The organism is Rummeliibacillus sp. SL167 (genome assembly GCF_007896505.1).
Lineage (GTDB): Bacteria > Bacillota > Bacilli > Bacillales_A > Planococcaceae > Rummeliibacillus > Rummeliibacillus suwonensis.
Genome location: NZ_VCBM01000002.1, coordinates 339044 through 364555 on the forward strand (window position 1 = coordinate 339044; position 25512 = coordinate 364555).

Genomic DNA, 25512 nt, shown 5'->3' on the forward strand with positions numbered 1-25512 from the left:
ATGGCAACAACATTAAACTATGACAAAGAACCTGATGATTCTTATTGTGATATAAATGAATGGGTGAAATCAGCTAGTAAGGTAATCGTACCACTTGGACCTATTAACCAATTCGCAGCTCGAAGTCCTTGGGCAGGGTTAGAACAACAAACCTTTGAACAAGTAGCACGCCGACTGAAAGATAGTTGTGATGTTGACATATACCCAAATAATGCGTTATTAATAGATGCCTATAAAAAAGGAGAGATCGATAAACAGTTTTTAGAAGAGGGAATGAGAAAATGGCTAGCTACACAGGCTTTAGATTTATCGAAAAATGTAGCAGAACAGTTTTGCCGCAATGCGCTGGCACTTGATCAGCAGCCTTTTCATCCTTCAGAAGGGCGGCGTTTCAAAAAAGTAGCACAGGAACTGAGTCACTATCAATCGCAAATTCCTAATAATCATACGATTCATGCATATAAGCAATATGTAGAACAAGTGGGAAAAGGGGAGTTTGCGGATGAACTAAATCTTCATATCATCAAATGGTGTAAATTATATTTAGATGAGTCACAGGCAGTTTGGTCGATGCCTCACCGTGAAAAAGGATTTTATCAAGCTTGGAAGATGATGGTTCCATATGATCCAGCACTCAGCTATAGTATGCGCAAACAATTACAATCCTTGCCAGAGAATCCGGAACGTGCTTTAGTCAAAGGATTAATAGCATTAGAGATTCCTCCATCTGAAGCGCAAGATTATTTTGAAGCACATTTACTCTCATTACCGGGTTGGGCTGGAATGATGCTTTGGCGTTCCCAACAGTCTACTAAAGAGGAAAAGCTATTCTTAGAGTATTTAGCCGTTCGAATTTCGCTGGAATGTGCTTTGTTGCAACCATATTTACCTTTACCTAAGCTAAAAGCAGAAAAGCAAGGGCTAATAGAATCGTTGCTAACAAGATGGATGAAATGGGGAGATACGCCAATAGAAGATTGGGAGAATTTATCCCCTGAAGAAATAAAGGCTCGCTTGTTATTGGCCAATCGTTTTGATCGGTTTGTGCGCAGTCGGCTTTGGTTAGAAGCATGGGAGAAAACATATGAAGTTCATATAAAAGAAATGATGACATCCCCACAGCCTTCAATCGTTCAACCAACGATGCCAGTATTGGCGCAATTTGCTTTCTGTATTGACGTGCGTTCAGAACCTTTTCGTCGTCAACTAGAAAAAATAGGTCCTTTTGAAACATTTGGAACAGCTGGTTTTTTTGGATTGCCAATTGAAACGACAAAGCTTGGTAGTACACATAGTCATGACTCCTTACCAGTAATGTTCAAGCCTAAACACAAAGTCATCGAATCATCAACAGATGACGATTTAAAACAGTATAAACAACGTGAAAACACTATCCATTCAATAAGTCATACATTCAATAAATTGAAGCATAATATGCTAACCAATTTGTTATTGCCAGAGATTAGTGGTCCTTGGCTAAGTTTGCAAACATTGGCTCGCAGCTTTGTACCGCAAAAAACAGGTTATACGATGAGAAAATTACGAAAAAAGTGGTCGCGTAAACCAGCCACTAAACTTTCACTTGACCATATACACACTCTAGATTCACTATTGCCCGTAGGATTTTCTGAAAAAGAGCAAGTGTTTTATGCAAATCAAGCATTGAGAATGATGGGGCTGACAGAGCATTTTGCTCCTTTGGTCGTCATCTGCGGTCATAGTAGTCATAGCACAAACAATCCATATTCCTCAGCATTAGATTGTGGTGCATGTGGAGGGGCATCAAGTGGTTTTAACGCACGTGTTTTAGCAACTTTGTGCAATCTTCCAAAAGTAAGAGAGGCATTAGAAAAAGTAGGAATTGTAATACCGAAAGAAACTGTTTTTGTAGCGGCTGAGCATATTACGACACTTGATGAACTTCGTTTCATCTATGTTCCTGAACTTTCGGAAGCTGCACAACGATCATTGGAATGTGTACAAACAAAATTGTCAAAAGTTCGTGATGAAGCAAATGCAGAACGAATTGTACAGTTACCAACATTGCATTCGCATTATAAAAATTCCAAAGGTGAGGTGCAACGTTTGGCTGAGGACTGGAGTGAAGTGCGTCCAGAATGGGGATTGGCTCGTAATGCGGCTTTTATCATTGGAGAGCGGACACTTACGGCAGCATGTAATTTAGAGGGACGAGCATTTCTTCATAATTATCAGTGGAAAAATGACGACAATGGGGATATACTTGCTAAAATTATTGCTGGACCAGCCAAAGTTGCACAATGGATTAACCTCCAATATTATGCGTCTACCGTTGCACCACATTATTATGGCAGTGGAAACAAAACGACTCAAACCATAACATCTGGTATTGGCGTGATGCAAGGTAACGCGAGTGATTTACTGTTTGGACTTCCATGGCAGTCAGTTATGCAATCAGACCAAGAGGCATATCACGAACCATTGCGTTTACTGGTAGTGATCCAAGCACCAAGAAAACATATTGAACGACTAATGGATCGTGATTCTGCTTTTCTTCAAAAAGTCCAAAACGGTTGGATCCGCTTAGCATCTATCGATGATGAGGGTTGCTGGGAAAGCTGGTCCTAGCTTTAATCATAATTGAATAATCAATGAATTTATGTTTGTTCATTAATCACATTTAATTGAATAGGGGATGAAAATGATATTATGGATAAAACAAAAGGAAATATTGAATCAGAAATAAGTAAAGCATTAACTCATTGGGAAAAAACTTATTTAGGAAGAGGCTCGGTTTCTGTCAAATCAGATATCTTGCGAGACATGATTATTATTGTACTACGCGGAATTTTAACACCCGCTGAATATTCAGTATGTAAGAATAAAGAAGGATTGCTGTCCGTAAAAACACATCGAAATAGTTTAGTAGAATCAGGTTTAGAAGAACTGAAACAAATTATTCTAGATATAACGGGCGAAGAAGTGATCAGTTTTCATACGGATCTTAGTACAAAGACTGGAGAGCGTGTTATCCTTTTTAAGCTTTCAGAGGATTTGCAAAGTAAATTATCGTAGAAGGCTAGGAAAATGTTTCAAAAGTATTTGTGAAATGGGTTTAAAAAGAGAGTTGTCCAAAGAGATGGACAACTCCTCTTCATCTAACCATCAGTGGGGCATAAAGAAAAACCCACTGATGGAGTTTCACTTTATCGACTGCGTTTTGCTTCTTTCGTTTGTCGCTCCCAAAGCAAAAGGGATGGATATGGATCAAATGCCCATTCAGTACGGCCATTGAATTTATAGATGCCGTAATGGAGATGTGGAGGAAATTTACCAGATGTACCCTCTTTACCATAGCCAGAACTGCCGACAAATCCGATTACTTTTCCAGGCTCTACGATATCTCCGATTTGAATGTCCTTGCTATAAGAAGATAAGTGAGCATAATAATGATACGAATTATTTTGATCTCGTATGCCAATGCGCCATCCGCCGAACTGGTTCCAGCCTTTTGTTTCAACTACACCATAGGATGCGGACAACACGGGTGTGCCATAATCTGCAAAAACGTCTGTTCCTTCATGGATTCTTCTTCCTCCCCAACCACGGTTGGCTCCCCAAGTACCTTTGAAGCTATAGTTGTAGCTAAGTACTACTGGAAAAGAATGTTTATCCAAATCGATTGTGTTGAAATGCTTATATAGCTTTGCATTTGTTAAAATTTGATTGACCACTTTTTCACTTTTGTAGTATTCCCATAAAGCCGATTTAAAATCTTTTTCAGAAGGACCATATTGGCTTAGAAAATTTGCCATTGTAAACATCACATCATCATCATCATCTAAATTGGCAATTCCATCCTGATCACCATCAAGTCCCATTCCTCCGAAATAGTCAATGGTCGTTGGTGATGTATCCTGAGCCAAAGGATTGAAAGGACCCGCCCAATACTCTTCAGAAAATCGGATAGCAATTACACTATCACGTTTGGGAATATCGCGACGAACTGATTGTATATTACGTTCATATTGATCAATCGCAGCTAAAAAGTACCAAGGTACAAGTAAATCCTCAAATTGGACATAATAAGTCATTCGCTGCTTCAAAACTTCTTCCCTTGAAGGTTCTTCTTTCGCAGATGTATTCATGGAGAAAATAGTGCTAAAAAACATGGTGAAGGCTAATAAAGGAATTAAATTTCGAACCAAATTTACAAACACCCTCCTTTCGATCTTACTTAGAATAACCGAAATTTTATATTCCATGAGTACAGCTTATATATTTGATGATGCTAATGGAACAAGTGACATCTATTCAAGCGTAAATCGCTATACAATTGGCTATAAACAAAATTTGTTATTGACGGAAATCATAAGGAGGAAGTCATACTGCCCGTTTATGCAGGATAAAAAACGGACAAAAAATTTTTTCAATAGCTTCAACCTATCTAAAAGGAACTGTTTGAGTGATTTTTATTGAAAGAAAATTCACCAAAAAAATAGTAATGGTTATCATTAATTCTTTAACTTCATACTATGTTATAAAACAGGCCTGAATGGAGGGAAAAACTATAGACATCTTAAATAAGTTTAAAAATTATCGTGAAGAAGAAAACAGGCTGAAATGGGAAGGAACTTTTGCTGAATATCTAGACATTATAAAAGAAAGACCAGAAGTAGCTCAAACAGCACATTCACGCGTGTACAATATGATAAAAAGCTCAGGATTAGAAGAAAGAGATGGAAAAAAATTATATCACTTTTTTGGAAAAGAAATATTTGGACTGGAATCAGCCATTGAAAGATTGGTAGAAGAATATTTTCATCCAGCAGCTAAAAGATTAGATGTTCGAAAACGTATTTTATTATTAATGGGACCTGTAAGTGGTGGGAAATCGACTATTGTTACTTTATTAAAAAGAGGATTGGAACAATATTCAAGAACAGATGAGGGAGCAGTTTATGCGATAAAGGGATGTCCCATGCATGAAGATCCACTTCATCTTATTCCTCACCACTTGCGCAATGATTTCTTCGAAGAGTTTGGTATTCGAATTGAAGGAAATTTATCACCATTGAATACAATGCGGCTTGAGCAGGAATATGGCGGTCATATTGAAGATGTTCTAGTGGAACGAATTTTCTTCTCTGAAGATAAACGAGTGGGTATTGGAACATTCACACCATCCGATCCCAAATCTCAAGATATTGCTGATTTAACGGGAAGTATCGATTTTTCTACCATCGCAGAATTTGGTTCAGAATCAGATCCGCGTGCATACCGCTTTGATGGTGAGTTGAACAAAGCAAATCGGGGTATGATGGAATTTCAGGAAATGTTAAAATTAGATGAAAAATTCTTATGGAATCTTTTATCTTTAACACAAGAAGGAAATTTTAAAGCAGGGCGCTTTGCATTGATTAGTGCGGATGAACTGATCGTTGCTCATACGAATGAAACGGAATATCGTTCTTTCATCTCCAATAAAAAGAATGAGGCACTTCACTCAAGAATTATTGTCATGCCGATCCCGTATAATTTGAAAGTTAGCCAAGAGGAAAGAATTTACGAAAAAATGATTAAAGAAAGTGATATGAAGCATATCCATATTGCTCCACATGCGTTAACGACGGCCGCCATCTTCTCTGTCTTGACTCGACTTGAAATCCCGAAAAAGCAAGGGATTGATCTAGTCAAGAAAATGCGTCTTTATGATGGAGAAAGTGTTGAAGGCTTTAACTCCGTTGATGTAGAGGAATTGAAAAAGGAATATCCAAACGAAGGCATGAATGGAGTCGATCCACGTTATATTATTAACCGAATTTCTTCCGCTATTATCCGTAAGAAAGTCCCATCTATTAATGCGTTAGATGTGTTGCTTTCACTTAAGGATGGACTCGATCAACATGCATCGATTAGTCAGGAAGATAGAGAAAAATATATGAATTATATTGCTGTTGCAAGACGGGAATATGATGAAATCGCTAAAAATGAAGTGCAGAAAGCATTCGTCTATTCATATGAAGAATCCGCAAAAACGTTAATGAACAACTACCTTGATAATGTAGAAGCTTTTTGCAATAAAAATAAGCTGCGAGATCCACTTACTGGTGAGGAACTAAATCCAGATGAAAAACTGATGCGATCAATAGAAGAACAAATCGGCATTTCGGAAAATGCAAAAAAAGGGTTCCGTGAAGAAATACTTATACGTATTTCAGCTTACGCAAGAAAGGGAAAACGATTCGATTACAATTCTCATGAAAGATTGCGAGAAGCAATACAGAAAAAATTATTTGCAGATCTAAAAGATATCGTGAAAATTACAACATCATCGAAAACGCCAGATGAATCGCAGCTTAAGAAGATCAATGAAGTTGTCGCTACATTGATAGACGAACATGGATATAACTCGACTTCTGCAAATGAATTGCTGCAATACGTAGGAAGCTTATTGAATCGATAACATATAAATAGGAGTGTCCAAATAATTTTAAGGACACTCCGTTTTTTTATCCTAAAAAGTTAAATAATTTTAAAAGCTAGCATAGTATAAGAAAAGAGATTTTTTTAGCATCAAAGATTTACTTAATGTAGCATTTTATAGAAAAATGTTTGTTTTAAAAACTTTTTAATAATAGATGGGTGAGGATAAAAAATGACGGAAAACTCAAATAAGCACTTTGTCATCTCTCAGGAAAATTGGTCTCTCCATCGTAAAGGATACCAAGATCAACAACGCCATATGGAAAAAGTAAAAGAAGCCATCCAAAATAATTTACCAGATCTAGTAAGTGAAGAAAGCATCATTATGTCAAATGGTCGTGATGTTATAAAAATCCCTATCCGCTCCTTGGATGAATATAAGATCCGTTATAACTATGGAAAATCCAAGCATATAGGTCAAGGAAAAGGTGATAGCAAAATAGGAGATGTGGTGGCACAAGATGGCAGTGGAGAGGAACAACAAGCCGCAGGAAAAGGAAAAAAGGCGGGAGACGCTGCTGGTAAGGATTACTATGAAGCAGAAGTAAGTATAGAAGAAATTCAGAATGAGTTATTTAAAGAACTAGAGCTGCCGAATTTGCAAGAAAAAGAAAAAGCGGATATTACAACAGAAAAAATAGAATTTAATGATATTCGTAAAAAAGGGCTTATGGGGAATATAGATAAAAAGAGAACAATTCTGAATGCCATTAAACGTAACGCAATGAAGGGAAAAGCACAAATTACACCTATTCATAATGATGATTTACGTTTCAAAACATGGGATGAAGTGATAAAGCCCGAATCTAAAGCAGTAGTACTTGCTATGATGGATACGAGTGGGTCAATGGGCAGCTTTGAAAAATATTGTGCAAGAAGTTTCTTTTTCTGGATGACAAGATTCTTACGCTCTAAATATGAAACAGTTGAGATTGAATTTATAGCACATCATACAATGGCAAAAGTCGTGACAGAGGAGGAATTCTTTACAAAAGGGGAAAGTGGAGGAACGATCTGTTCATCTGCCTATGTAAAAGCATTAGAATTGATAAAAGAAAAATACAATCCAACACGATACAATATTTATCCTGTTCACTTTTCAGATGGAGAGAATATGTCAACAGACAATGAATCCTGTGTCCGATTAGTTCAAGAATTGATGAAGGTTTCTAGTATGTTTGGTTATGGGGAAGTAAATCCACATAATCGTTTCTCTACTCTCATGTATAACTATAAAAAAATAGAAGATAAGAAATTCCGACATTATGTTTTAAAAAGTAAAAGTGATGTATATGAAGCATTAAAATGCTTTTTCCAAAAAGAGCAGCCTGAAGCTGAAATAAGATAAAGTCATTTTATACTGGATGAAAGGCGAAACATCCATTTCAAAACGAAGTCACAGAAAAACGATAACGTTATTATTGTGAGTGAAAAATACATGTTTTTTTAATCAACATGCCTGTATTTTCAATAAAATGCTGATATTTTTATTGAATTTTCGGTAGTGAAATGACTTTCTTAGTGATCTTCTTGCAAGAGGCAAGTATATTTTCATTTTTATGAGCGATTGCTCCAATCCTTTTTATGAAAAAGCTTTTACACAGCAATCGAAGGCGTGAAGGATCAACTGTTGGTCGATTCAACTAACACACAATAGGGATGAAGAAATTCCTTATTGTGTGAAGTTTCATTTTACTTTCGGCTTTGTTATATGATATTGCTGATTTTTTCATATATCTATTTCTAGAGAAAGCGGCGACTCTTCAAAAATACATGTGCCCTTCCTTCTGGCATATCGATTCAGTGAAATAAATTCAAAGTCCGCAGAAAAACGAGAGAAAAATGAATTTTGATTCTGATAAATTGATATTTTGCCATTTTTCAATGTCCTAGAAGTCAGCTAGATGAGATCACGAAATAAGCGTAGTGAATGGGTTTGTACATGAAAAAATCCGTCTGTGGAAAAGATGAATATTAACAGTATTGTAAAACAAAGCTTATTATTTAAAATATACGCGGGGGGATTCAATAAATGGAAAAGGAGCTTCACAAAGCAATAGATGAAATTACAGAAATTGCGTTAGGATTTGGTTTAGACTTCTATCCAATGCGTTATGAGATTTGCCCAGCAGAGATCATCTATACATTCGGAGCATATGGTATGCCTACTCGTTTTTCCCATTGGAGCTTTGGAAAACAATTTCACAAAATGAAGCTGCAATATGACTTAGGGTTAAGCCAAATTTATGAGCTTGTCATTAACTCCAACCCTTGTTATGCATTTCTATTGGATACAAACACATTAACGCAAAATAAATTGATCATTGCCCATGTGTTAGCGCATTGTGATTTTTTTAAGAATAATATCCGTTTCTTAAATACAAGGAGAGATATGGTCGAAAGCATGACAGCAACCGCAGAACGAATTTCTCATTATGAAATGATTTATGGTAAAGATGAGGTAGAACAATTTTTGGATGCTGTTTTGTCTATACAGGAGCATATCGATCCCTCCCTAGTACGCCCTAAATTAATGTATAACGATTATGAGGAAGATGATGAGAAAATTTCAACTCCCAAAACGCCATATGATGAACTATGGAGTTTGGATCAGCCGAAAACAGAAGAAAGTAAAATTCGCTATAAAAAGAAGAAATTTCCCCCAAGACCTGAAAAGGATTTATTACTTTTCATCGAAATGTATAGCCATGAGTTAGAAGAATGGCAACGAGATATATTAACGATGATGCGGGAAGAAATGCTTTATTTCTGGCCGCAATTGGAAACAAAGATTATGAATGAAGGATGGGCGTCTTTTTGGCATCAGCGAATTATGCGGGAACTCAACTTAACGTCAGATGAAACGATCGATTATGCAAAACTAAATGCGGGTGTCGTTCAACCATCAACAACGTCCATTAATCCATATTATTTAGGTATAAAGATATTTGAAGATATAGAAAGACGCTATGATAACCCTACTGAAGAGATGAAGGAAATGGGGATCAAACCAAACTCTGGTCGAGAAAAGATCTTTGAAGTACGGGAAGTGGAATCGGATATGTCCTTTATCCGTAATTACTTAACAAAAGATCTAGTGAAGCAAGAAGATCTGTATTTGTTTAATAAGCAAGGATCAGAGTATCGAATTACAGATAAGGACTATAGGGCTGTGCGGGATCAATTAGTATCTATGAGAGTAAATGGAGGATTCCCATACATTGTTGTGGAAAATGGGGATTATTTGCGAAATGGCGAATTATATTTAGTGCATCAATATGAAGGAATGGAATTGGATTCACACTATTTAGACCATGTCCTCCCTTATATTTATCAATTATGGGGGCGGCCTGTTCATTTAAGAACAGTTATTGAAGAGAAGTTTGTCCTCTACTCATATGATGGGAAAAAGCATTCCAAGAAATATTTGTAATCGAGCTTTTCAAAAGCGGTATTTGCTAATTTTGACGGTTTGTTTGCTGATTTCGGAGACTTATTTGTTCTTTCCGAGGTTTTATTCGCTCAATGCAAGGATTTATTTATTTGCTCCATTTTGAATTGTATTCACTCTCTTGCTAATTTACGTCCTCATTTTCAGCGATGAAGACTAATTGGAGATCTCCTAAAGGGCTATCTTGATTCAACAGAAGGCGGCCACTTCTATAGATGGCGAAATGAATGTGATTTTAATCGTTATTCTATTGAGTAGGGGCTACAAACAAACGCCCATTATCAATCGGGATTAACAGGCAGTTGATCACTCACTTTCTCTCCTGCTGGTTATTGGAGTCTTGAAGTGGTACTCATACTGCCTGTTAATGCGAGAAGAAATAAAAATTGCTGCTGAGAATGGTTAAGATACGAATTTAGAGAAATCTGCCCATGAAATTATTTGCGCATAAACCTTAAATAATCAGGAATTTCTCACCATTAAGGGGTGAGATTGAAGCGTTTGTTTTAGCGAAAAATCACTTAAATAAAGGTGAATTTTTATGCTTTTTTAAAAATATACTTGAATACTAGGATTAGTTGGGATTATAGTATTATTAATCAACTTTTTTGAGATTAAGCAAGCAAACAAGAAGATAGTACATCAAAAACTTTATAAAATATTTAAAAGGAGGCCACTATGAACGCTTTACATCAGTTTAATGAATATCTTTTTGTAGGACATGTTGAAAAGGGAAAACAGTTAGGAAGGAAGATTGGATTTCCCACTGCAAATTTGAATCTAGTAGAAGAACTTATGATAGACAAGGGTGTTTATGGCGTTTATGTATATCACCATTCCAAGAAATATTTAGGCATAATGAATGTAGGGAATCGCCCAACTTTTAATGACGGAGATTATCAAACATTTGAAGTGCATATTTTGGATTTTCATGAGTGCATATATGATGAGTATCTAACGATTGAAGTAATGTTTTATATTCGGAATGAAATAAAATTTGACCAATTGCAAGATTTAATCAATCAATTACAAGCGGACGCATTTTATGCACGTAAAAAGTTTCGCTTACTTCAATGATTAAGGAGAGTATGGAGATGGAAAATTATAGGCATATTTTCAACTTGCCAGATTTGAAATTTTCCCAATTTTGTGAACGAAAATTTTCTTTGAATAAGGGGATTTATAATACCATTGATAATTGGTTTTACACGAAGGGAATTACCAATATTCTAGACAGAAGAGAATTAATGGTACAGTTTATGATCTTTTGTTGTTCAAGTGAAACAAAAGTTAAATTCGGACCTGGTGGTTTAACAAAAAAATTAGAAATTTTTTGGGATTATCAAACAGACACATTACAAGTCCATTAATCTCTTTATAAGTACGTATTTCAATTGAAATTGGAAGCTTTAAGTTCAACTTTTCAAATAACCATCTGTGCTAATGACTAATGGGACTTCACACGTTTCAATTCCTTGTATATAGATAAGAATAGTAATTTTATAAGTTCATGATTTTGAATGGAGGAGGAAATGAAAATGAGCAACAGGACATATCCAAATGAGCAGTTGTTAAAAGATGCTAATTGGCTTCATGAACATATAAATGATGAAAATCTGGTGATTCTTGATGCAAGAGTTTCAAAAGATAAAAAGATTACTAATCTTCTAACAAAGTATTGACAGCATAAAGTTAATCATATTATATTAAACATATCAAATTAATAAGAATTAAATAATTTGCTTACTAGATAACTAGAGGCTTCGAATTTGTTGGATGAATTCGAAGCCTTTTTGTTTACCCATGAATAGAAGGTAAGCACCACCACATCAAGAAGTAAGTAGCTAAGCAAAGGTTAAGTGGATCAACCGCCTATAAAAAAAGATTGGTTCAACTAATACATAGTGGATGGAGAAACTTCTCCACTGAGTGAAGTTTTATCTTCAATGATGTCGAAATGGTAGTAAGTGGAATGAGGTTAATTTGAATAATTTCAGTTTTAAGTTGATAGGAGGAGGTAAGTGATACCTGTTAATAATACTAATTAAATATTTGATAGCAATGGTCTTCATGGGTTGAAAAATGATATAGGCGAAATACAATTTATGCTTGTAGACTATAAGATTTGATATTTAATCTAAAATGTTTTTCAAGTAAGGAGGTATGAACTTGGCAGTACAAATTCAAGTAGATGAAAAAGCATTTCAAATTGATACAACCAAAAAAGTTGTACTGGATGGCATTGAACTAAAGATTGAAGAAGGGGATTTCCTTACCATTATTGGTCCGAGTGGATGTGGTAAAAGTACGTTATTAAAAATTATTGCGGGTTTAGATACAGAGTATCGTGGTTCCATTGAGATTAACGGTAGAAATGTGACAAAGCCGGCTATCTCACAAGGATTTGTGTTTCAAGAGCATCGGTTGTTCCCATGGATGACCGTCGAAAAAAATATTGCGGCTGACCTGAATTTGAAGGATCCTACCGTTCGAAAAAAAGTGGATGAAATGATTGAGATCGTTCGATTAAAAGGGTATGAAAAAGCATATCCCAGCGAAATATCAGGCGGAATGTCCCAAAGAGTAGCGATAGCAAGAGCACTCATTCGTGATCCTGAGGTATTACTTCTTGATGAACCTTTTGGCGCGCTAGATGCTTTTACACGTAAGCATCTGCAGGATGTCTTGATCGATATTTGGCAAAAGAAGAAAATCACGATGGTACTAGTCACACATGATATTGATGAGTCTATTAGTTTAGGAACAGATATCGCCATTTTACGTTCAAATCCTGGGCAATTACAAAAGTTAATACATGTTGAACTAGCATATCCAAGAAATCGTACCAATCCTTCATTCCAATATATCAGACAACAAGTATTACAAGAATTCGAGAAAACAGATACAGTAGGCTACAAAGATGGAGAAGGTATTTGAGATAAGGGAGGAAATTTAATTTATGAAATTACGTGCAATTGGTTTATTCGTTATAGTAGGATTGTTATTCGTACTCGCAGGATGCTCAAGCAAGGCTGAAAGTAAAGATGGAAGCAAACAAGATACAGTGCGGATTGGTATTCAGCAATCATTAAGTCCGTTATGGATTGCAAAAGAAAAAGGTTGGTTTGAAGAAGCATATAAAAAAATTGGCGTAAAAGTAAAGTGGATAGAGTTCCAAAGTGGCCCTCCTCAATTTGAAGGGATTGCGGCGAATAAGCTAGATTTTACAGAGGTCGGTAATACACCTGTTATAGGCGGTCAAGCGGCGGATGTGCCATTTAAAGAAATCGCTGTAACAGCTGATGGTTATTTAGGAAATGGGATCCTTGTGAATAAAGACAGTAATATTAAAACGATTAAAGACTTAAAAGGAAAGAAGATTGCGGTAGCAAAAGGAAGTAGTGCATTCGGTTTCCTATATCAAGTGTTAAAACTTGCGAATATTGATCCAAGCGATGTAGATATTATTCAACTACAACCGGATGAAGCAACGCCAGCATTTGAAAACGGTTCGGTAGACGCTTGGAGTATTTGGGAGCCATTTATCTCTATCGAAACAATTCAGAATAATGCAAAAATATTAGTGAATGGGAAAGACATTCATATTTCTTCACCTTCCTTTGCAGTAGCACGTCAAGGAATCATTGATGACAATCCAGAGTATGTAGATACATTCCTAAAAGTATTTTCCAGAGCAGCAGAATGGCGTGCTAAGAATCAAGATGAGGCAGTAGAGTTTTATGCCAAAGCACGCAACCTTGAGCCAGAAGTTGTACGAAGTGTTTTAAATAATACCAACTCATTCGCAAAACCTATAACAGATGATTTTGTTGAAGGGCAACAAAAAGTGGCAGATTTACTAACAGAGCTTAAAGCAATTGAAAAACCAATTGATACCTCTAAAGTGACAGAAAATCAATTTGTCGAAAAATTACAGAAAGGAGAATGATAGATGAAAGTTGATTCCCTACAAATTCCTTATTCAAAAGCCGACACTCCGACAAAAAAACAGAAAGGGAAACTTCCACTTTGGCTTAAAGGACTTGTTTTACCAGTCATTGTGATTGCGATATGGCAAACCGTCTCTGGATTAGGTTATGTATCAGAGACAGTACTACCCAGCCCACTGTTGATCGTTCAATCATTTATTGAATTGGTTTTGAGTGGGGAGATATTTGAACACTTGAAAATTAGTATACTCCGTGCGCTAGGTGGCTTTTTGCTTGGGGCAGGGATAGGTTTAGCTTTAGGCTTGATCGTCGGGTTTTCTAAACCGTCAGAAACATATGTAGATCCAACAATGCAAATGTTACGTACAATTCCAAGTTTAGCAGTAACACCATTGTTTATTTTGTGGTTCGGGTTTGATGAGCTATCCAAGATTTTACTTATTGCATTTGCTTCATTTTTCCCTATCTATATCAATACATTTAATGGAATCCGTTCAGTAGATGCAAAATTATTTGATGTTGCACGGGTGTTGGAATTTAGCAAACGTAAGCAATTAACATGTCTCATTTTTCCTGCTGCATTAAGTCACATTTTACTAGGTATTCGTTTATCACTTGGTACAGCTTGGTTAAGTTTAGTTGTAGCCGAATTAATGGGGTCTAGTTCTGGTGTAGGGTACATGATTATGGATGCTCGCCAATTCTCACAAACGGAAAAAGTATTTGTTGGGATTATTATCTTTGGTATCGTGGGAAAATTAACAGATTCGTTTGTAAAAGTACTAGAAAAACGATTATTAAAGTGGCGCAATAGCTTTGAAGGGGTTCATTAGAAGAGGTTCAGGTTCATAAATAAAAGCCTTGTTACACTCAACCAATATCCGTAAAAAGTAACAATGGAACATAACAGAGCTTAAATAAGAGGAGTGATTTGAATGGAAATCTTATGGTTTATTCCAACACATGGTGATGGTCGATATTTAGGGACAACAAAAGGTGGTCGTGAAACAAATTTTCCATATTTAAAACAAATTGCACAAGCAACAGATGAATTGGGATATGCAGGAGTTTTGATTCCAACAGGTAAATCCTGCCTTGATCCGTGGGTACTAGCCTCTGCACTTGCAACACATACATCAAAGTTAAACTTTTTGATTGCAGTTCGTCCAGGTCTAACGAAACCATCTGTTGCAGCACGGATGACCGCAACACTAGATCAAGTAAGTAATGGTCGATTACGTATCAATGTTGTTGCAGGTGGAGACCCAGTTGAGCTTGCAGGGGATGGATTATTTTCTTCACACAGTGAACGATACGAAGAAACAGATGAATTTCTAGATATTTGGCGTGAACTATTAGCTGGTGAAAAAGTTGATTATCAAGGTAAACACTTAGAAGTCAAAGGTGGAGAGCTTCTTTATCCAGGCGTTCAGCACCCACATCCTCCTATTTATTTTGGAGGTTCATCAGATGAAGGCATTACAGTAGCTGCAAAACATTCAGATGTATATCTAACGTGGGGTGAACGTAAAGAAGACGTGATAAAGAAAATCGAAAAAGTGCGCAAAGCGGCTGCAAAAGAAGGCCGTAGCGTGAAGTTTGGCATACGTTTACATGTCATTGTTCGAGAAACAGATGGAGAGGCATGGGAGGCAGCTAACGAATTGATCCAATATGTTGATGATGAAGCCATTAAAAAAGCACAGTCAGTTATTAATCGCTTTGATTCAGTTGGTCAAAAAAATATGGCAAATCTTCATAAAGGGGATCGTAATAACCTTGAAATTAGTCCCAACCTTTGGGCAGGCGTCGGTTTAGTTCGTGTCGGTGCGGCGACGGCACTAGTTGGTAGTGCTGAAACAGTAGCACAACGTATTCGTGAATATCAAGAATTGGGTATTGAAACATTTGTTTTTTCAGGTTATCCGCATCTGGAAGAATCCTATCGATTCGCGGAGCTTGTCTTTCCATTGCTTGGTTATCATCAAAAAGAAGGCAAGGAAACTGTGGCACCATTAGGTGAAGTAGTTGGAAATGAATACCGACCATCTGCATTAATTAAGAGTTAGTCATAAAGGAAAAGGTGATAATAACTGTTGATAGACGATCCTGCATGAGAGGGCAGTAAGTAAGACCCTATTTCAAAACATAAACTAGTGGAAAAAGGAATCAACTGCCTGTAAAAAACTCGATTGGTTCAACTAATACCCAGTGAGGAATGGAGAAATCCTCACCGGGTAAAATTTCACTTTATGATCACCTTGATTTTTTCATGTGTAATCTAGGTTTCATAATATTTATAGTACTTTAGAAAGTTGAAGGCATTCGTGAATACTTACTCGCATGGAACTGATTTTTTGCAATGATTTTGCTGATCGACATGCTGTTTTTTTGTGATTAATTTTTTGAAATCTACTTCAGCGATGATGACGCCAAGCAGTACGAGGCAAGCACCGATATAGCCCTTTGTTGTTAAGACTTCACCTGCAAAAGCAAAGGCAAAAATAGCTGCAAAAACAGGTTCTAAAGAGAAGAGTAGACCTGTATGCGTAGGCGTAGTATATTTTTGAACGGTCGTTTGTGCTACAAATGCGATCGCGCTACATAATACGCCTAGACCTAAAACAGAAATCCAAGCATTTGTCGTGCTTGGTATTTTGGGTGATTCAAATAATAAAGTAAATAACAATCCCCATATGCCTGTAAAACCTAGTTGTATAACACCTAGAGATATGGCATCTACCCCGGGCTTCTTTGTAAATTTGCCAGTTAAAATGATATGCGTAGCATTAAACAATGCACATAAAATACATAGAAAATCGCCACTGCTAATTGTGAAAGATTGTTTTAAGGTTAAAAAACCGATTCCGATAAGAGCCACAGTGACACCTAAAAGAACCCTTTTTTCAGGTATTTTTCGCACAAAAATGGCAACAAGTAAAGGAACAAAGATTACTGTAAGGCTCACCAAAAATCCTGCATTAGAAGCGGATGTTGATTTCATGCCAAAAGTAAGTGATACGAACACTAAAAACAAAATAGTGCCTAGCAATAGTGCATATTGAACGGTTCTAAAATCCGCATGAATAGCGCGACGGTAAAACACAACTCCTGCTAGGATAAATGCAATGATGAAGCGTAATGCAATAAGATTAAACTGCTGCAACTCAGTAAGTCCCATTTTTATAAATAAATAAGATGAGCCCCAGAACATGGTTACTAGTAGCAACAGTAGATTGGCTTTTATTCGAGTACTCATAACTGCTCCCTCCTATGAACGAAATCATACAATTATGTTAAATCCATATTGTCTACTTTGTATTATAGTTGTATCTTTTATATAAGAAAATTGAATGTTATTAATGATTTAAATGAAAAAGATTCATATAAAGGAGGATGTAAGTTTGTCATTAGCGAAATATGGGATTTTTAATACAGTTGTTGAATTAGGGAGCTTAACAGAGGCAGCAGCAAAGCTAAATTTAACACAATCAGCTGTCAGTCATGCAATTGCTAGCTTGGAGTCAGAATGGGGATTTTCCATCCTGAGTAGGGGACGTTCTGGTATCCATTTAACAAGTAACGGTGAACAAATGTTGCAATATATTCGTGAAATCTTAAAATGGAATGAACAAATGCAACAGCAAGTCGCTAGTATTAATGGGTTAGAGATTGGAACAATTCGTATTGGTACTTTTTCAAGTGTGTCGATCCAATGGTTGCCAGAAGTTTTAAGTCATTTTAGTGAAGCCTATCCATCGATCGATATTAAATTGTTCGAAGGGGATTATGATGAAATTGAATCTTGGATTACAAGTGGCGTTGTTGACTTTGGTTTTTTATCGTTACCAACTTTAAAATCGCTAGATGTCATTCCACTAAAAAAAGATCGAATGCAAGTGATTGTTTCAGACGATCATCCACTAGCGAAACAAGATGAAGTAAGTTTTCAGCAGATCGAAGAAGAAATGTTTATCTTACCTAAGATCAGCTGTGATAATGATGTGAGAAGAATACTAAAAGAAAACAAAATTACCCCGCATATTAAATTCGAACTGGCAGATGATCAAGCCATTATTTCAATGGTCCAAAATGGAATGGGGATCAGTATCTTACCAGAAATGGTTTTATATCAAGCTATGAAAGGGATTCATGTTCTTCAGCTAAAAGGAGACCATTATCGTTCGATCGGTATGGCTTCGATGTCTTTTAAAACCATATCACCAGCAGCTAAAAAATTTGTGCGATATATGAAAGAGTATTTAAAATAGTTTAGCGGTTTAACGTGAAAAGGAATTTTTATAAACCTTTCTTTAGAAAAAGACAGTGATTACTTATGCATCCAGTCAATCCATGGAAGAAAAGGTCCAATCCACGGAAGGAGAGATTCCATCCACGGAAGGAGGGGTCCAATCCACGGAAGGAGAGATTCCATCCACGGAAGGAGGGGTTCCATCCACGGAAGGAGGGGTCCAATCCACGGAAGGAGAGATTCCATCCACGGAAGGAGGGGTCCAATCCACGGAAGGAGGGGTCCAATCCACGGAAGGAGAGATTCCATCCACGGAAGGAGGGGTCCAATCCACGGAAGGAGAGATTCCATCCACGGAAGGAGGGGTTCCATCCACGGAAGGAGAGGTCCAATCCACGGAAGGAGAGATTCCATCCACGGAAGGAGGGGTCCAATCCACGGAAGGAGAGATTCCATCCACGGAAGGAGGGGGCCAATCCACGGAAGGAGAGATTCCATCCACGGAAGGAGGGGGCCAATCCATGGAAGAAAGGACTCAATCTTTGTTAATGAAATGCCAAAAAAATCCAGTGGTTAAAAGTGATAAAAGTTGGTAATCAGTTCATGATTTGTCCTTAAAAATTATATATTAGTTCAGGCGTGTTGATTAGGAAAAATAGGTGACAAATTTAGCATAATTCTATAAAAACATGTATTTTATCTCCAGCTATGTAGATCTTCGCTGCGGCTTGCTCGACTCCCGCGGGAAGAGCGAATAGATGAGACCCCGCAGCGTAGCGATTGAAGGAACGGAATCTAAGAACGCCACGTCCTGTGGCAACGATTCCGTGACCAACATCCTGTTGCCCCCAGCGTTCGCCCGCAGGAAAGCGAGTAAGCCGGAGCGGAAATCAGCGAATACACTATATTTTGTGGGGAAAATTGGATAATCAACACGCTTGATATTAGTTTTACTTTAGTAAAGTACATACCTGAATACTAATAATAGAAGCGATAAACTTGATACTATTAGAAAATAGCGAAACCTTTCCATTTTTAGGACGTATGTTGTAGAGGAAAAAGAAAATGACCCGTAAATTTTATTAGATAGCTATGATTTTCTTTAGGAAAATAGTTTAAATTGTAGCATAATGGTAAGATTACTTTGAAGTATCTAAGAATTATAGATATGATAAGTTAGGTAGTATTTTCCTGAAAAAATAATAGGAGGTTATTAAGTGAAAATTCAAAAAACAAGTAAAATAGCAGTATGGTTGCTTATTTTTGCATTGATCTTTGGATTTACAATACCAGAGAAATATCATGCAGACGCCGTTTCAGCGACATCAATCGATGAAGCAGTCACTATTACAGAAGGGAATGTGATGGATGGAACATTCGATTCCCCGGGCATTCATTGGTATAAGCTGACTCCAACACAAGATCAGCTTTCAAAATATTCTCATATGAAATTGACCGTCAATAGTGATCAAGTTGTCAATGTCTCTGTGTATTCTAGCAAAGAAAAAGCACAAGCAGATGAAACATTCGAACAATATACTACAGGAACAATACCTGGTGAAGCAGCTACTATTCAGTTTCCATATGCTTGGGAAGGCTCTTACTACATAAAAGTAGAATACAACGGCATGGTGGATTATTCAGATGAAGATTCATCTGAATATACAGAAACGCAGCCGGTGGAGGATATTGACTTAGGACCTGCTAGCTACACGCTTCAAGAAGAATCTGTAAAACTTCCTCCGTCTGTAGGGGAAACAACAGGTTCCACATGTCCTGTCGAATATAGCGTAAATGGTACAAAAAGTGCCAAAGAAATGCTAAAAGAGATCCGTCTTTTCCGTGATGGAGTGCTTTCAAAAACAAAAGAAGGCAGAGAATTGTCATCTTTGTATTATAAAGCAGCACCATTTATCGTAGCAAAGATGGCTTTCAACAAAGATGTAAAACAAGATCTTTATAATGATTTAGTTACGATTCAACCACTAATTACAGAGTTAAACAAAAACGGTGGAAGTAGCTCAGCCGTTATTAGTAAGGAAGAAGCAAAGGCAATTGATGAACTATTTCAGATTGTAAATGGTGCTGTACCCTCTAAATTAAAAACACAAATGGATAGTTTGGCAAAGAAAGTAGGGCTTTCTTCCAACCTTGCGGGCGAAAGATTAGTAGGTGTTGCTAGTAAGGCAATTACTGAACTTCCTGAATATACTACAGGTGGCAAGTATATTCTTAAACTAAAAGATGGTAAAACATTAAAATCTGTACAATCTAAGATAAATGGCAATAATACTTTATCTACACTATCATCTACAGATCAAAATGATGAAATTTTCGATAATATGTATGTTGTTAATTTGAATAATGATCAAAATTCAGGAATGAGTGCTAACGCACAGGCAAAAGCATTTAAAGCAACAGTTGCACAAGTCGAAAAGCTTCCTGAAGTTGAATACGTCGAACCTGTGAGAACTTATCATGCCTTATCCAATGATATTCAATCATCTTATCAATGGTCATTAAAAAATCTCGGCGCAGATGAAGGAAAAAAGAATGCGGACATTGGCAATGAAAAGCTTCAACAATTGATAAGCAATAAAAAAATTCAAGACACATTGATTGCTGTAGTTGATACAGGGGTTGATTATACGCTGGCGGATTTGAAAAATCATGTTCGTACAGATATTGGTAAAAACTATATAGATAAAGATTTACCACCTATAGACGACAATGGGCATGGCACACATGTTTCAGGTATTATTACAGCACAAGCGAATAATGGCTATTCTATAGAAGGTATCGATCAGCATGCTAAAATTATGCCTGTCAAAGTACTAGATGCAGAAGGTTCAGGTGATACAGAACAAATTGCTAAAGGTATCCTATATGCAGTTAATCATGGCGCTAAAGTGATTAACTTAAGTTTGGGCGGAGATTACAGTCGCACATTAGAATATGCATTGCAATATGCAGCTTCTAAAAATGTTGTCGTTATTGCGGCAAGTGGAAATGATGGTCAGTATGGTATTTCTTATCCTGCATCATCAAGATATGTGATCTCTGTTGGGGCAACCAATCCATTAGATATTGTTTCTAACTACTCGAACTATGGTGAAAAATTAGATTTAGTCGCACCAGGTACGGATATTCCAAGCCTTGTACCAAATGGTAATGTCACCTATATGAGCGGTACATCCATGGCAGCTCCACATGTCACAGCTGTAGCGGGATTACTTTTATCAACCAATTCAAAATTGAAGGTAGCAGATATTAGAGCTCTTTTACATGAAAGTGCCGATAATGTCGCATTTAAAGAACTAGACAATGATGGTGAAAGTGGTAGCATACTTGATTTAATCGGCAGTGGACTTAGTGGCATGGATCCAGAAGAATTGGATCTTCCTATTGGCAGTGATCTTGTTTCAGGTTATGGGCGATTAAATGCATATAGTGCATACAGTGCTATTGATCTAAAAGTGAAGGTCAATCCAATCATTGAAAAGAAAACAACAGTTTCAGGAACGGCTGTTAAAGGTTCAAAAATCGAAGTAAAAAAAGACAAAAAGGTGATTGGAAAAGCAACAACATCTTCTAAAGGAACATTCTCTGCTAAAATTCCTGCACAGAAGAAAAACCAAAAACTCCAAGTAACTATAACAGGATCAACCGGTGTTGCAAAATCAACACTTACGCTTTATGTAGGAAAAGATTTATCACCGGCAGCTCCTAAAGTTAAAACGATTAGCAACAGAACAACATATGTAACAGGTACTGCAAAATCTAAACTCACAGTAGTGATCAAAAATGCATCTAAAAAAGTGATTGGACAAGGTAAAGTAAATAGCAAAGGCCAATTTAAGATTAAAATCAAAAAACAAAAGGCTGGAACGAAACTTTATATCACAGCTGTTGATTCGGCTAAACGAACAAGCAAAATTGTCAAAATTACTGTAAAAGATAAAATTGCACCATCCACACCAAAAGTGTATAAAGTAACAAGTCATTCAACAATTGTTAAAGGAAAAACAGAGAAATATGCTACTGTAACAGTAAGAGCGAAAGGCAGAACGATTGGGAAAAGCAAAGCAACAAGTAAAGGAAACTTTTCGGTAAAAATTAAAAGACAAAAAGCTGGCACAGTTGTTTATGTAGCAGCAAAAGATAAAGCTGGAAATACAAGTAAAGCAAGAAAAATCACTGTAAAGAAATAATATAAGTATTTTCTAATATCACATACAGAACCTTGAATATTAGTCATTTACATATGGCTTTGTTCAAGGTTTTGTTGTCTGTACGATATTTCGTTCGCAGTGAAAATCCACCTCTTTATAATTCAAGTAACAACAGAGGGGAATTGAGACAATCAACTGCCAGTATAAGTCTGATTAATTCAACTAATGTTTAGCAGGGGATTAAAAAATTATTTAGGGAGGCTTTTCACTTTATACTTTTAAAAAGTGCCAACCACTCATACGATTTAAGTTTTATTAGATGCAGTTTTGCTCAATATTTTACAATATAAATTAAATTTGGAACAATTTAAGCCCGAAAAAGTCTGTCCGCCGCATATATTTGGCATAATCCATGCTTTCGTAGGACTTAAGAATTCTTGTTCGTGGATACAATTCATTTTTGCGTGGATTGGAAGGAAAGTTCCGTGGATAGGGGCATGAATTCCGTGGATAAAACAGTATTTCCCATGGATTGAACGATATTTCCCGTGGATAGCACCATTTTTAGGTGAATTCAGTTGGATAACGAGCAAACGGTGTATTTAACTCAGTTAACCATTAATAAAAGTGTATAATTATATTCATAGATAAAATGTCAGCCAGAGCATGTCCCCAAAATCAGATTTAAAGGAGATGAAACTATGCAGCATGATGAAAAGCATTGTCCACTTTGTGGGCAAGAAAATCATTGCATGGCAGGTACAGGAGAAGAAAATCATTGTTGGTGTATGACAGCAAAAATTCCTAAAGAGATTCTGGAATTAGTTCCTCAACATCTAAAGGGAAAACATTGCATTTGTCAAAATTGTGTTGAGAAGTATCGGGAAAAATAAAAAGAATCAAAAATCGCTTATACCGCAGTAGATAGCAATGTTTGAAATTTAGATTTCAATGATAATCGGTAGAATCATCGGCTTTCTCTTAGTTTGAGCAAATAGATATTGACCAACTGCTTTTTTGACTTTCCTTTTAACAACATTCCATTGTTTTGCTTCACCTTCCTGAATGTCCTGCACAGTTGTGACTACTAAACGGTTAACATTTCGAAGTAAATTTTCAAAGTCTTTTGCATAGACAAAGCCGCGTGAAATCGAATCAGGTTCAGAAATGATCGTACCATCTGCTTTGCTGATTGTTAATACAATGACGAGCATACCATCTTCTGCAAGCTGTTTTCTATCACGCAACACAATTTCTCCGACTTCCCCGATATCGATACTATCTACATACGTATCACCAGCAGGGATTTTGCGTGTTTGTTTGGCTTCGCCATCTTCAATATCGACAACATCCCCATTTTTGATGATGAATGTATTTTCTCTTTCTACTCCAACTGATTCGGCTAGCTCACGATGAAGGTAAAGCATTCTGAATTCACCGTGGATCGGGATAAAGTATTTTGGTTTCATCAGTGTAATCATAAGTTTTAAATCTTCTTGGTAGCCATGTCCTGAAACATGCATCCCCGTAATACTTGAAGAACCATAAATCACTTTAGCACCGAGTTGAAATAAGTGATCTACAACACGTGAGACGTCTTTTTCATTTCCTGGTATAGGGGAGGCAGATAAAATAACAGTGTCATCAGGTAGTATTTGTACATCTCGATTATCTGAGTTAGACATGCGGGATAGAGCAGCAAGAGGTTCGCCTTGGCTACCTGTGCACAGGACGACGACTTCTTCTGAAGGAAGGCTCATGACTTTACGTGCGTCTATCAGCATCCCAGGTGGAACGTTTAAATAACCATTTTCGATGGCTACAGAAACGACATTGACCATACTACGGCCCAGTAATGCAAGCTTACGATTGGTCATTTTGGTTGCTTCCACGATTTGTTGAATACGATTAACATTTGATGCAAAAGTAGAAATAATGATTTTTTGCTGCGCCCCTAAAAAAGCTTCTTCGATATGTTTTCCAACTTTTCGCTCTGATGGTGTTGAACCAGGACGTTCTGCATTAGTACTTTCAGAAATCAGTGCTAAAACACCGTTTGTCCCAATTTCAGCCATTTTATGAATATCGGAAATCTGGTCATTAACAGGTGTTAAATCAAATTTGAAATCCCCTGTATGCACAATAACTCCTTCTGGCGTATGAAAAACGATACCGAGACAATCTGGAATACTATGGCTTGTTTTAAAAAAAGTAACGAAAATATTGCCAAGATCTAGTTTCGATTCAGAATCAATCTGTATAAGTTCTGTTTCCCTAAAAATTTTATGTTCTTTTAATTTGATCTCGATCAAACCTAAAGTAAAACGAGTTGCATAGATAGGTATATTTAATTTCTTTAGAAAATAAGGAATACCGCCGATATGATCTTCGTGACCGTGTGTAACGACAAGAGCACGAACTTTTTCTTTGTTTTCAAGTAAATAAGTAATATCGGGGATAATCAAATCGATTCCCAATAAATTCTCATCTGGAAATTTTCCTCCACAATCGACAAGGACGATATTATCTGCATATTGAATAGCATACATATTTTTGCCGATTTCGTTTATCCCGCCTAAGGCATAAATAGATAACACATTTTTTTTCGTAGCCAACAGCCATTCCTCCAACTTTCCATTTCTATTTCAGTAGTGGGTTTTGAAATACTGTGAGTTTTGTTGAATACTCAATTATTTTTTAGTATAGCTAGCTATTCTTAGTCCTATACGAAAACTGTTAGAAATCACTCTACGTTATGACTGTATTTCAAATTTAGAGCGTTGCGATAAAATATAAAAAATAGCAATGACTCATGATTTCCTAACTGAGAATGTTGGAGGCTCATAAAAAATAGGGGATGAAAATCGAACTGATTTTCATCCCCTAGTTCAGGCGTGTTGACTATCTAATTTAATCCATAAAAATAGGGAGATTTGTTGATTGCAGCGAAGACTTGCACGACTCATGCGGACGAATGCCAGGGGTAACAGGATGTTGATCACGGAGTCGTTGCCACAGGACGTGGCGCACTACAACTCCGTTCCTTAATCGCTTGCGCTGCGGGGTCTTATCTATTCGCTTTTCCCGCGGGACATTGAATTTACTTCGTCGAATCGACACCGCACGAAGGAAATGCGCAAGCCTAATCGAGGACTCGAGCAAGCCGCAGCGAAGATCTATATAAATGGTCTTAAAAATACAGGGCTTTTCAAAAATTACACC

General features: G+C 36.8%; 19 protein-coding genes. 16 read left to right on the forward strand and 3 right to left on the reverse strand.

What is annotated here, in order from left to right; all coding sequences use genetic code 11:
• A complete protein-coding gene (locus FEZ13_RS12985; protein WP_146553109.1) occupies nucleotides 1-2607 on the forward strand; it encodes a DUF2309 domain-containing protein in 2607 nt (868 codons plus the stop codon).
• Nucleotides 2608-2688: 81 nt separating this feature from the next.
• The gene (locus FEZ13_RS12990; protein WP_146550073.1) at nucleotides 2689-3054 is read left to right on the forward strand and encodes a Na-translocating system protein MpsC family protein; all 366 of its coding nucleotides are present in this window, start codon (nucleotides 2689-2691) and stop codon (nucleotides 3052-3054) included.
• A 131-nt stretch (nucleotides 3055-3185) separates the two neighbouring features.
• Here the strand turns inward: FEZ13_RS12990 and FEZ13_RS12995 are convergent, their stop codons facing one another.
• A complete protein-coding gene (locus tag FEZ13_RS12995; RefSeq protein WP_370467705.1) occupies nucleotides 3186-4187 on the reverse strand; it encodes a M23 family metallopeptidase in 1002 nt (333 codons plus the stop codon).
• 362 nt (nucleotides 4188-4549) lie between these two features.
• Here FEZ13_RS12995 and FEZ13_RS13000 point away from each other — a divergent pair, with 362 nt between their 5' ends.
• The 10 genes from FEZ13_RS13000 to ssuD all read left to right on the forward strand — a co-directional run bounded on the left by FEZ13_RS13000 (nucleotide 4550) and on the right by ssuD (nucleotide 15935).
• Nucleotides 4550-6445, forward strand: coding sequence for a PrkA family serine protein kinase (locus FEZ13_RS13000; RefSeq protein ID WP_146550368.1), 1896 nt, complete (start codon nucleotides 4550-4552; stop codon nucleotides 6443-6445).
• A 192-nt stretch (nucleotides 6446-6637) separates the two neighbouring features.
• Nucleotides 6638-7813 (forward strand): sporulation protein YhbH, encoded by a 1176-nt coding sequence (yhbH, locus tag FEZ13_RS13005; RefSeq protein WP_146553047.1) that lies wholly within the window; start codon nucleotides 6638-6640, stop codon nucleotides 7811-7813.
• Nucleotides 7814-8497: 684 nt separating this feature from the next.
• Nucleotides 8498-9898, forward strand: coding sequence for a SpoVR family protein (locus FEZ13_RS13010; protein ID WP_146553048.1), 1401 nt, complete (start codon nucleotides 8498-8500; stop codon nucleotides 9896-9898).
• 696 nt (nucleotides 9899-10594) lie between these two features.
• Nucleotides 10595-10993: a riboflavin kinase gene (locus tag FEZ13_RS13015; RefSeq protein WP_146553049.1), complete on the forward strand. Its 399-nt coding sequence runs from the start codon at nucleotides 10595-10597 to the stop codon at nucleotides 10991-10993.
• A gap of 17 nt (nucleotides 10994-11010) precedes the next feature.
• Nucleotides 11011-11286, forward strand: coding sequence for a hypothetical protein (locus FEZ13_RS13020; RefSeq protein WP_146550069.1), 276 nt, complete (start codon nucleotides 11011-11013; stop codon nucleotides 11284-11286).
• Between the two features lie 168 nt (nucleotides 11287-11454).
• On the forward strand, nucleotides 11455-11598 hold the full coding sequence (locus FEZ13_RS19615; protein WP_186725908.1) for a hypothetical protein: 144 nt from the start codon (nucleotides 11455-11457) through the stop codon (nucleotides 11596-11598).
• Between the two features lie 487 nt (nucleotides 11599-12085).
• Nucleotides 12086-12853: an ABC transporter ATP-binding protein gene (locus FEZ13_RS13025; RefSeq protein ID WP_243881190.1), complete on the forward strand. Its 768-nt coding sequence runs from the start codon at nucleotides 12086-12088 to the stop codon at nucleotides 12851-12853.
• A gap of 22 nt (nucleotides 12854-12875) precedes the next feature.
• A complete protein-coding gene (locus tag FEZ13_RS13030; protein WP_146553050.1) occupies nucleotides 12876-13865 on the forward strand; it encodes an aliphatic sulfonate ABC transporter substrate-binding protein in 990 nt (329 codons plus the stop codon).
• Between the two features lie 3 nt (nucleotides 13866-13868).
• A complete protein-coding gene (locus FEZ13_RS13035) occupies nucleotides 13869-14699 on the forward strand; it encodes an ABC transporter permease (protein ID WP_146553051.1) in 831 nt (276 codons plus the stop codon).
• A gap of 102 nt (nucleotides 14700-14801) precedes the next feature.
• Nucleotides 14802-15935: an FMNH2-dependent alkanesulfonate monooxygenase gene (gene ssuD, locus FEZ13_RS13040; protein WP_146550064.1), complete on the forward strand. Its 1134-nt coding sequence runs from the start codon at nucleotides 14802-14804 to the stop codon at nucleotides 15933-15935.
• 266 nt (nucleotides 15936-16201) lie between these two features.
• On the opposite strand, the gene FEZ13_RS13045 is transcribed toward ssuD, so the two are convergent.
• Nucleotides 16202-17125, reverse strand: a complete 924-nt coding sequence (locus FEZ13_RS13045; protein ID WP_146553052.1) for a DMT family transporter — start codon at nucleotides 17123-17125, stop codon at nucleotides 16202-16204.
• A 145-nt stretch (nucleotides 17126-17270) separates the two neighbouring features.
• Here FEZ13_RS13045 and FEZ13_RS13050 point away from each other — a divergent pair, with 145 nt between their 5' ends.
• The 4 genes from FEZ13_RS13050 (at nucleotide 17271) to FEZ13_RS13065 (ending at nucleotide 23183) form a co-directional block, all read left to right on the forward strand.
• Nucleotides 17271-18137: a LysR family transcriptional regulator gene (locus FEZ13_RS13050; protein ID WP_146553053.1), complete on the forward strand. Its 867-nt coding sequence runs from the start codon at nucleotides 17271-17273 to the stop codon at nucleotides 18135-18137.
• A gap of 55 nt (nucleotides 18138-18192) precedes the next feature.
• Nucleotides 18193-18714: a hypothetical protein gene (locus FEZ13_RS13055; protein WP_146553054.1), complete on the forward strand. Its 522-nt coding sequence runs from the start codon at nucleotides 18193-18195 to the stop codon at nucleotides 18712-18714.
• Between the two features lie 621 nt (nucleotides 18715-19335).
• Nucleotides 19336-22329, forward strand: coding sequence for a S8 family peptidase (locus FEZ13_RS13060; RefSeq protein ID WP_146553055.1), 2994 nt, complete (start codon nucleotides 19336-19338; stop codon nucleotides 22327-22329).
• A 662-nt stretch (nucleotides 22330-22991) separates the two neighbouring features.
• Nucleotides 22992-23183 carry a cysteine-rich CWC family protein gene (locus tag FEZ13_RS13065; protein WP_146553056.1) on the forward strand — a complete coding sequence of 64 codons (192 nt, stop codon included), beginning with the start codon at nucleotides 22992-22994 and terminating at the stop codon, nucleotides 23181-23183.
• A gap of 48 nt (nucleotides 23184-23231) precedes the next feature.
• Here the strand turns inward: FEZ13_RS13065 and FEZ13_RS13070 are convergent, their stop codons facing one another.
• Nucleotides 23232-24905 carry a ribonuclease J gene (locus FEZ13_RS13070; RefSeq protein ID WP_146553057.1) on the reverse strand — a complete coding sequence of 558 codons (1674 nt, stop codon included), beginning with the start codon at nucleotides 24903-24905 and terminating at the stop codon, nucleotides 23232-23234.
• Nucleotides 24906-25512 lie beyond the last annotated feature (607 nt).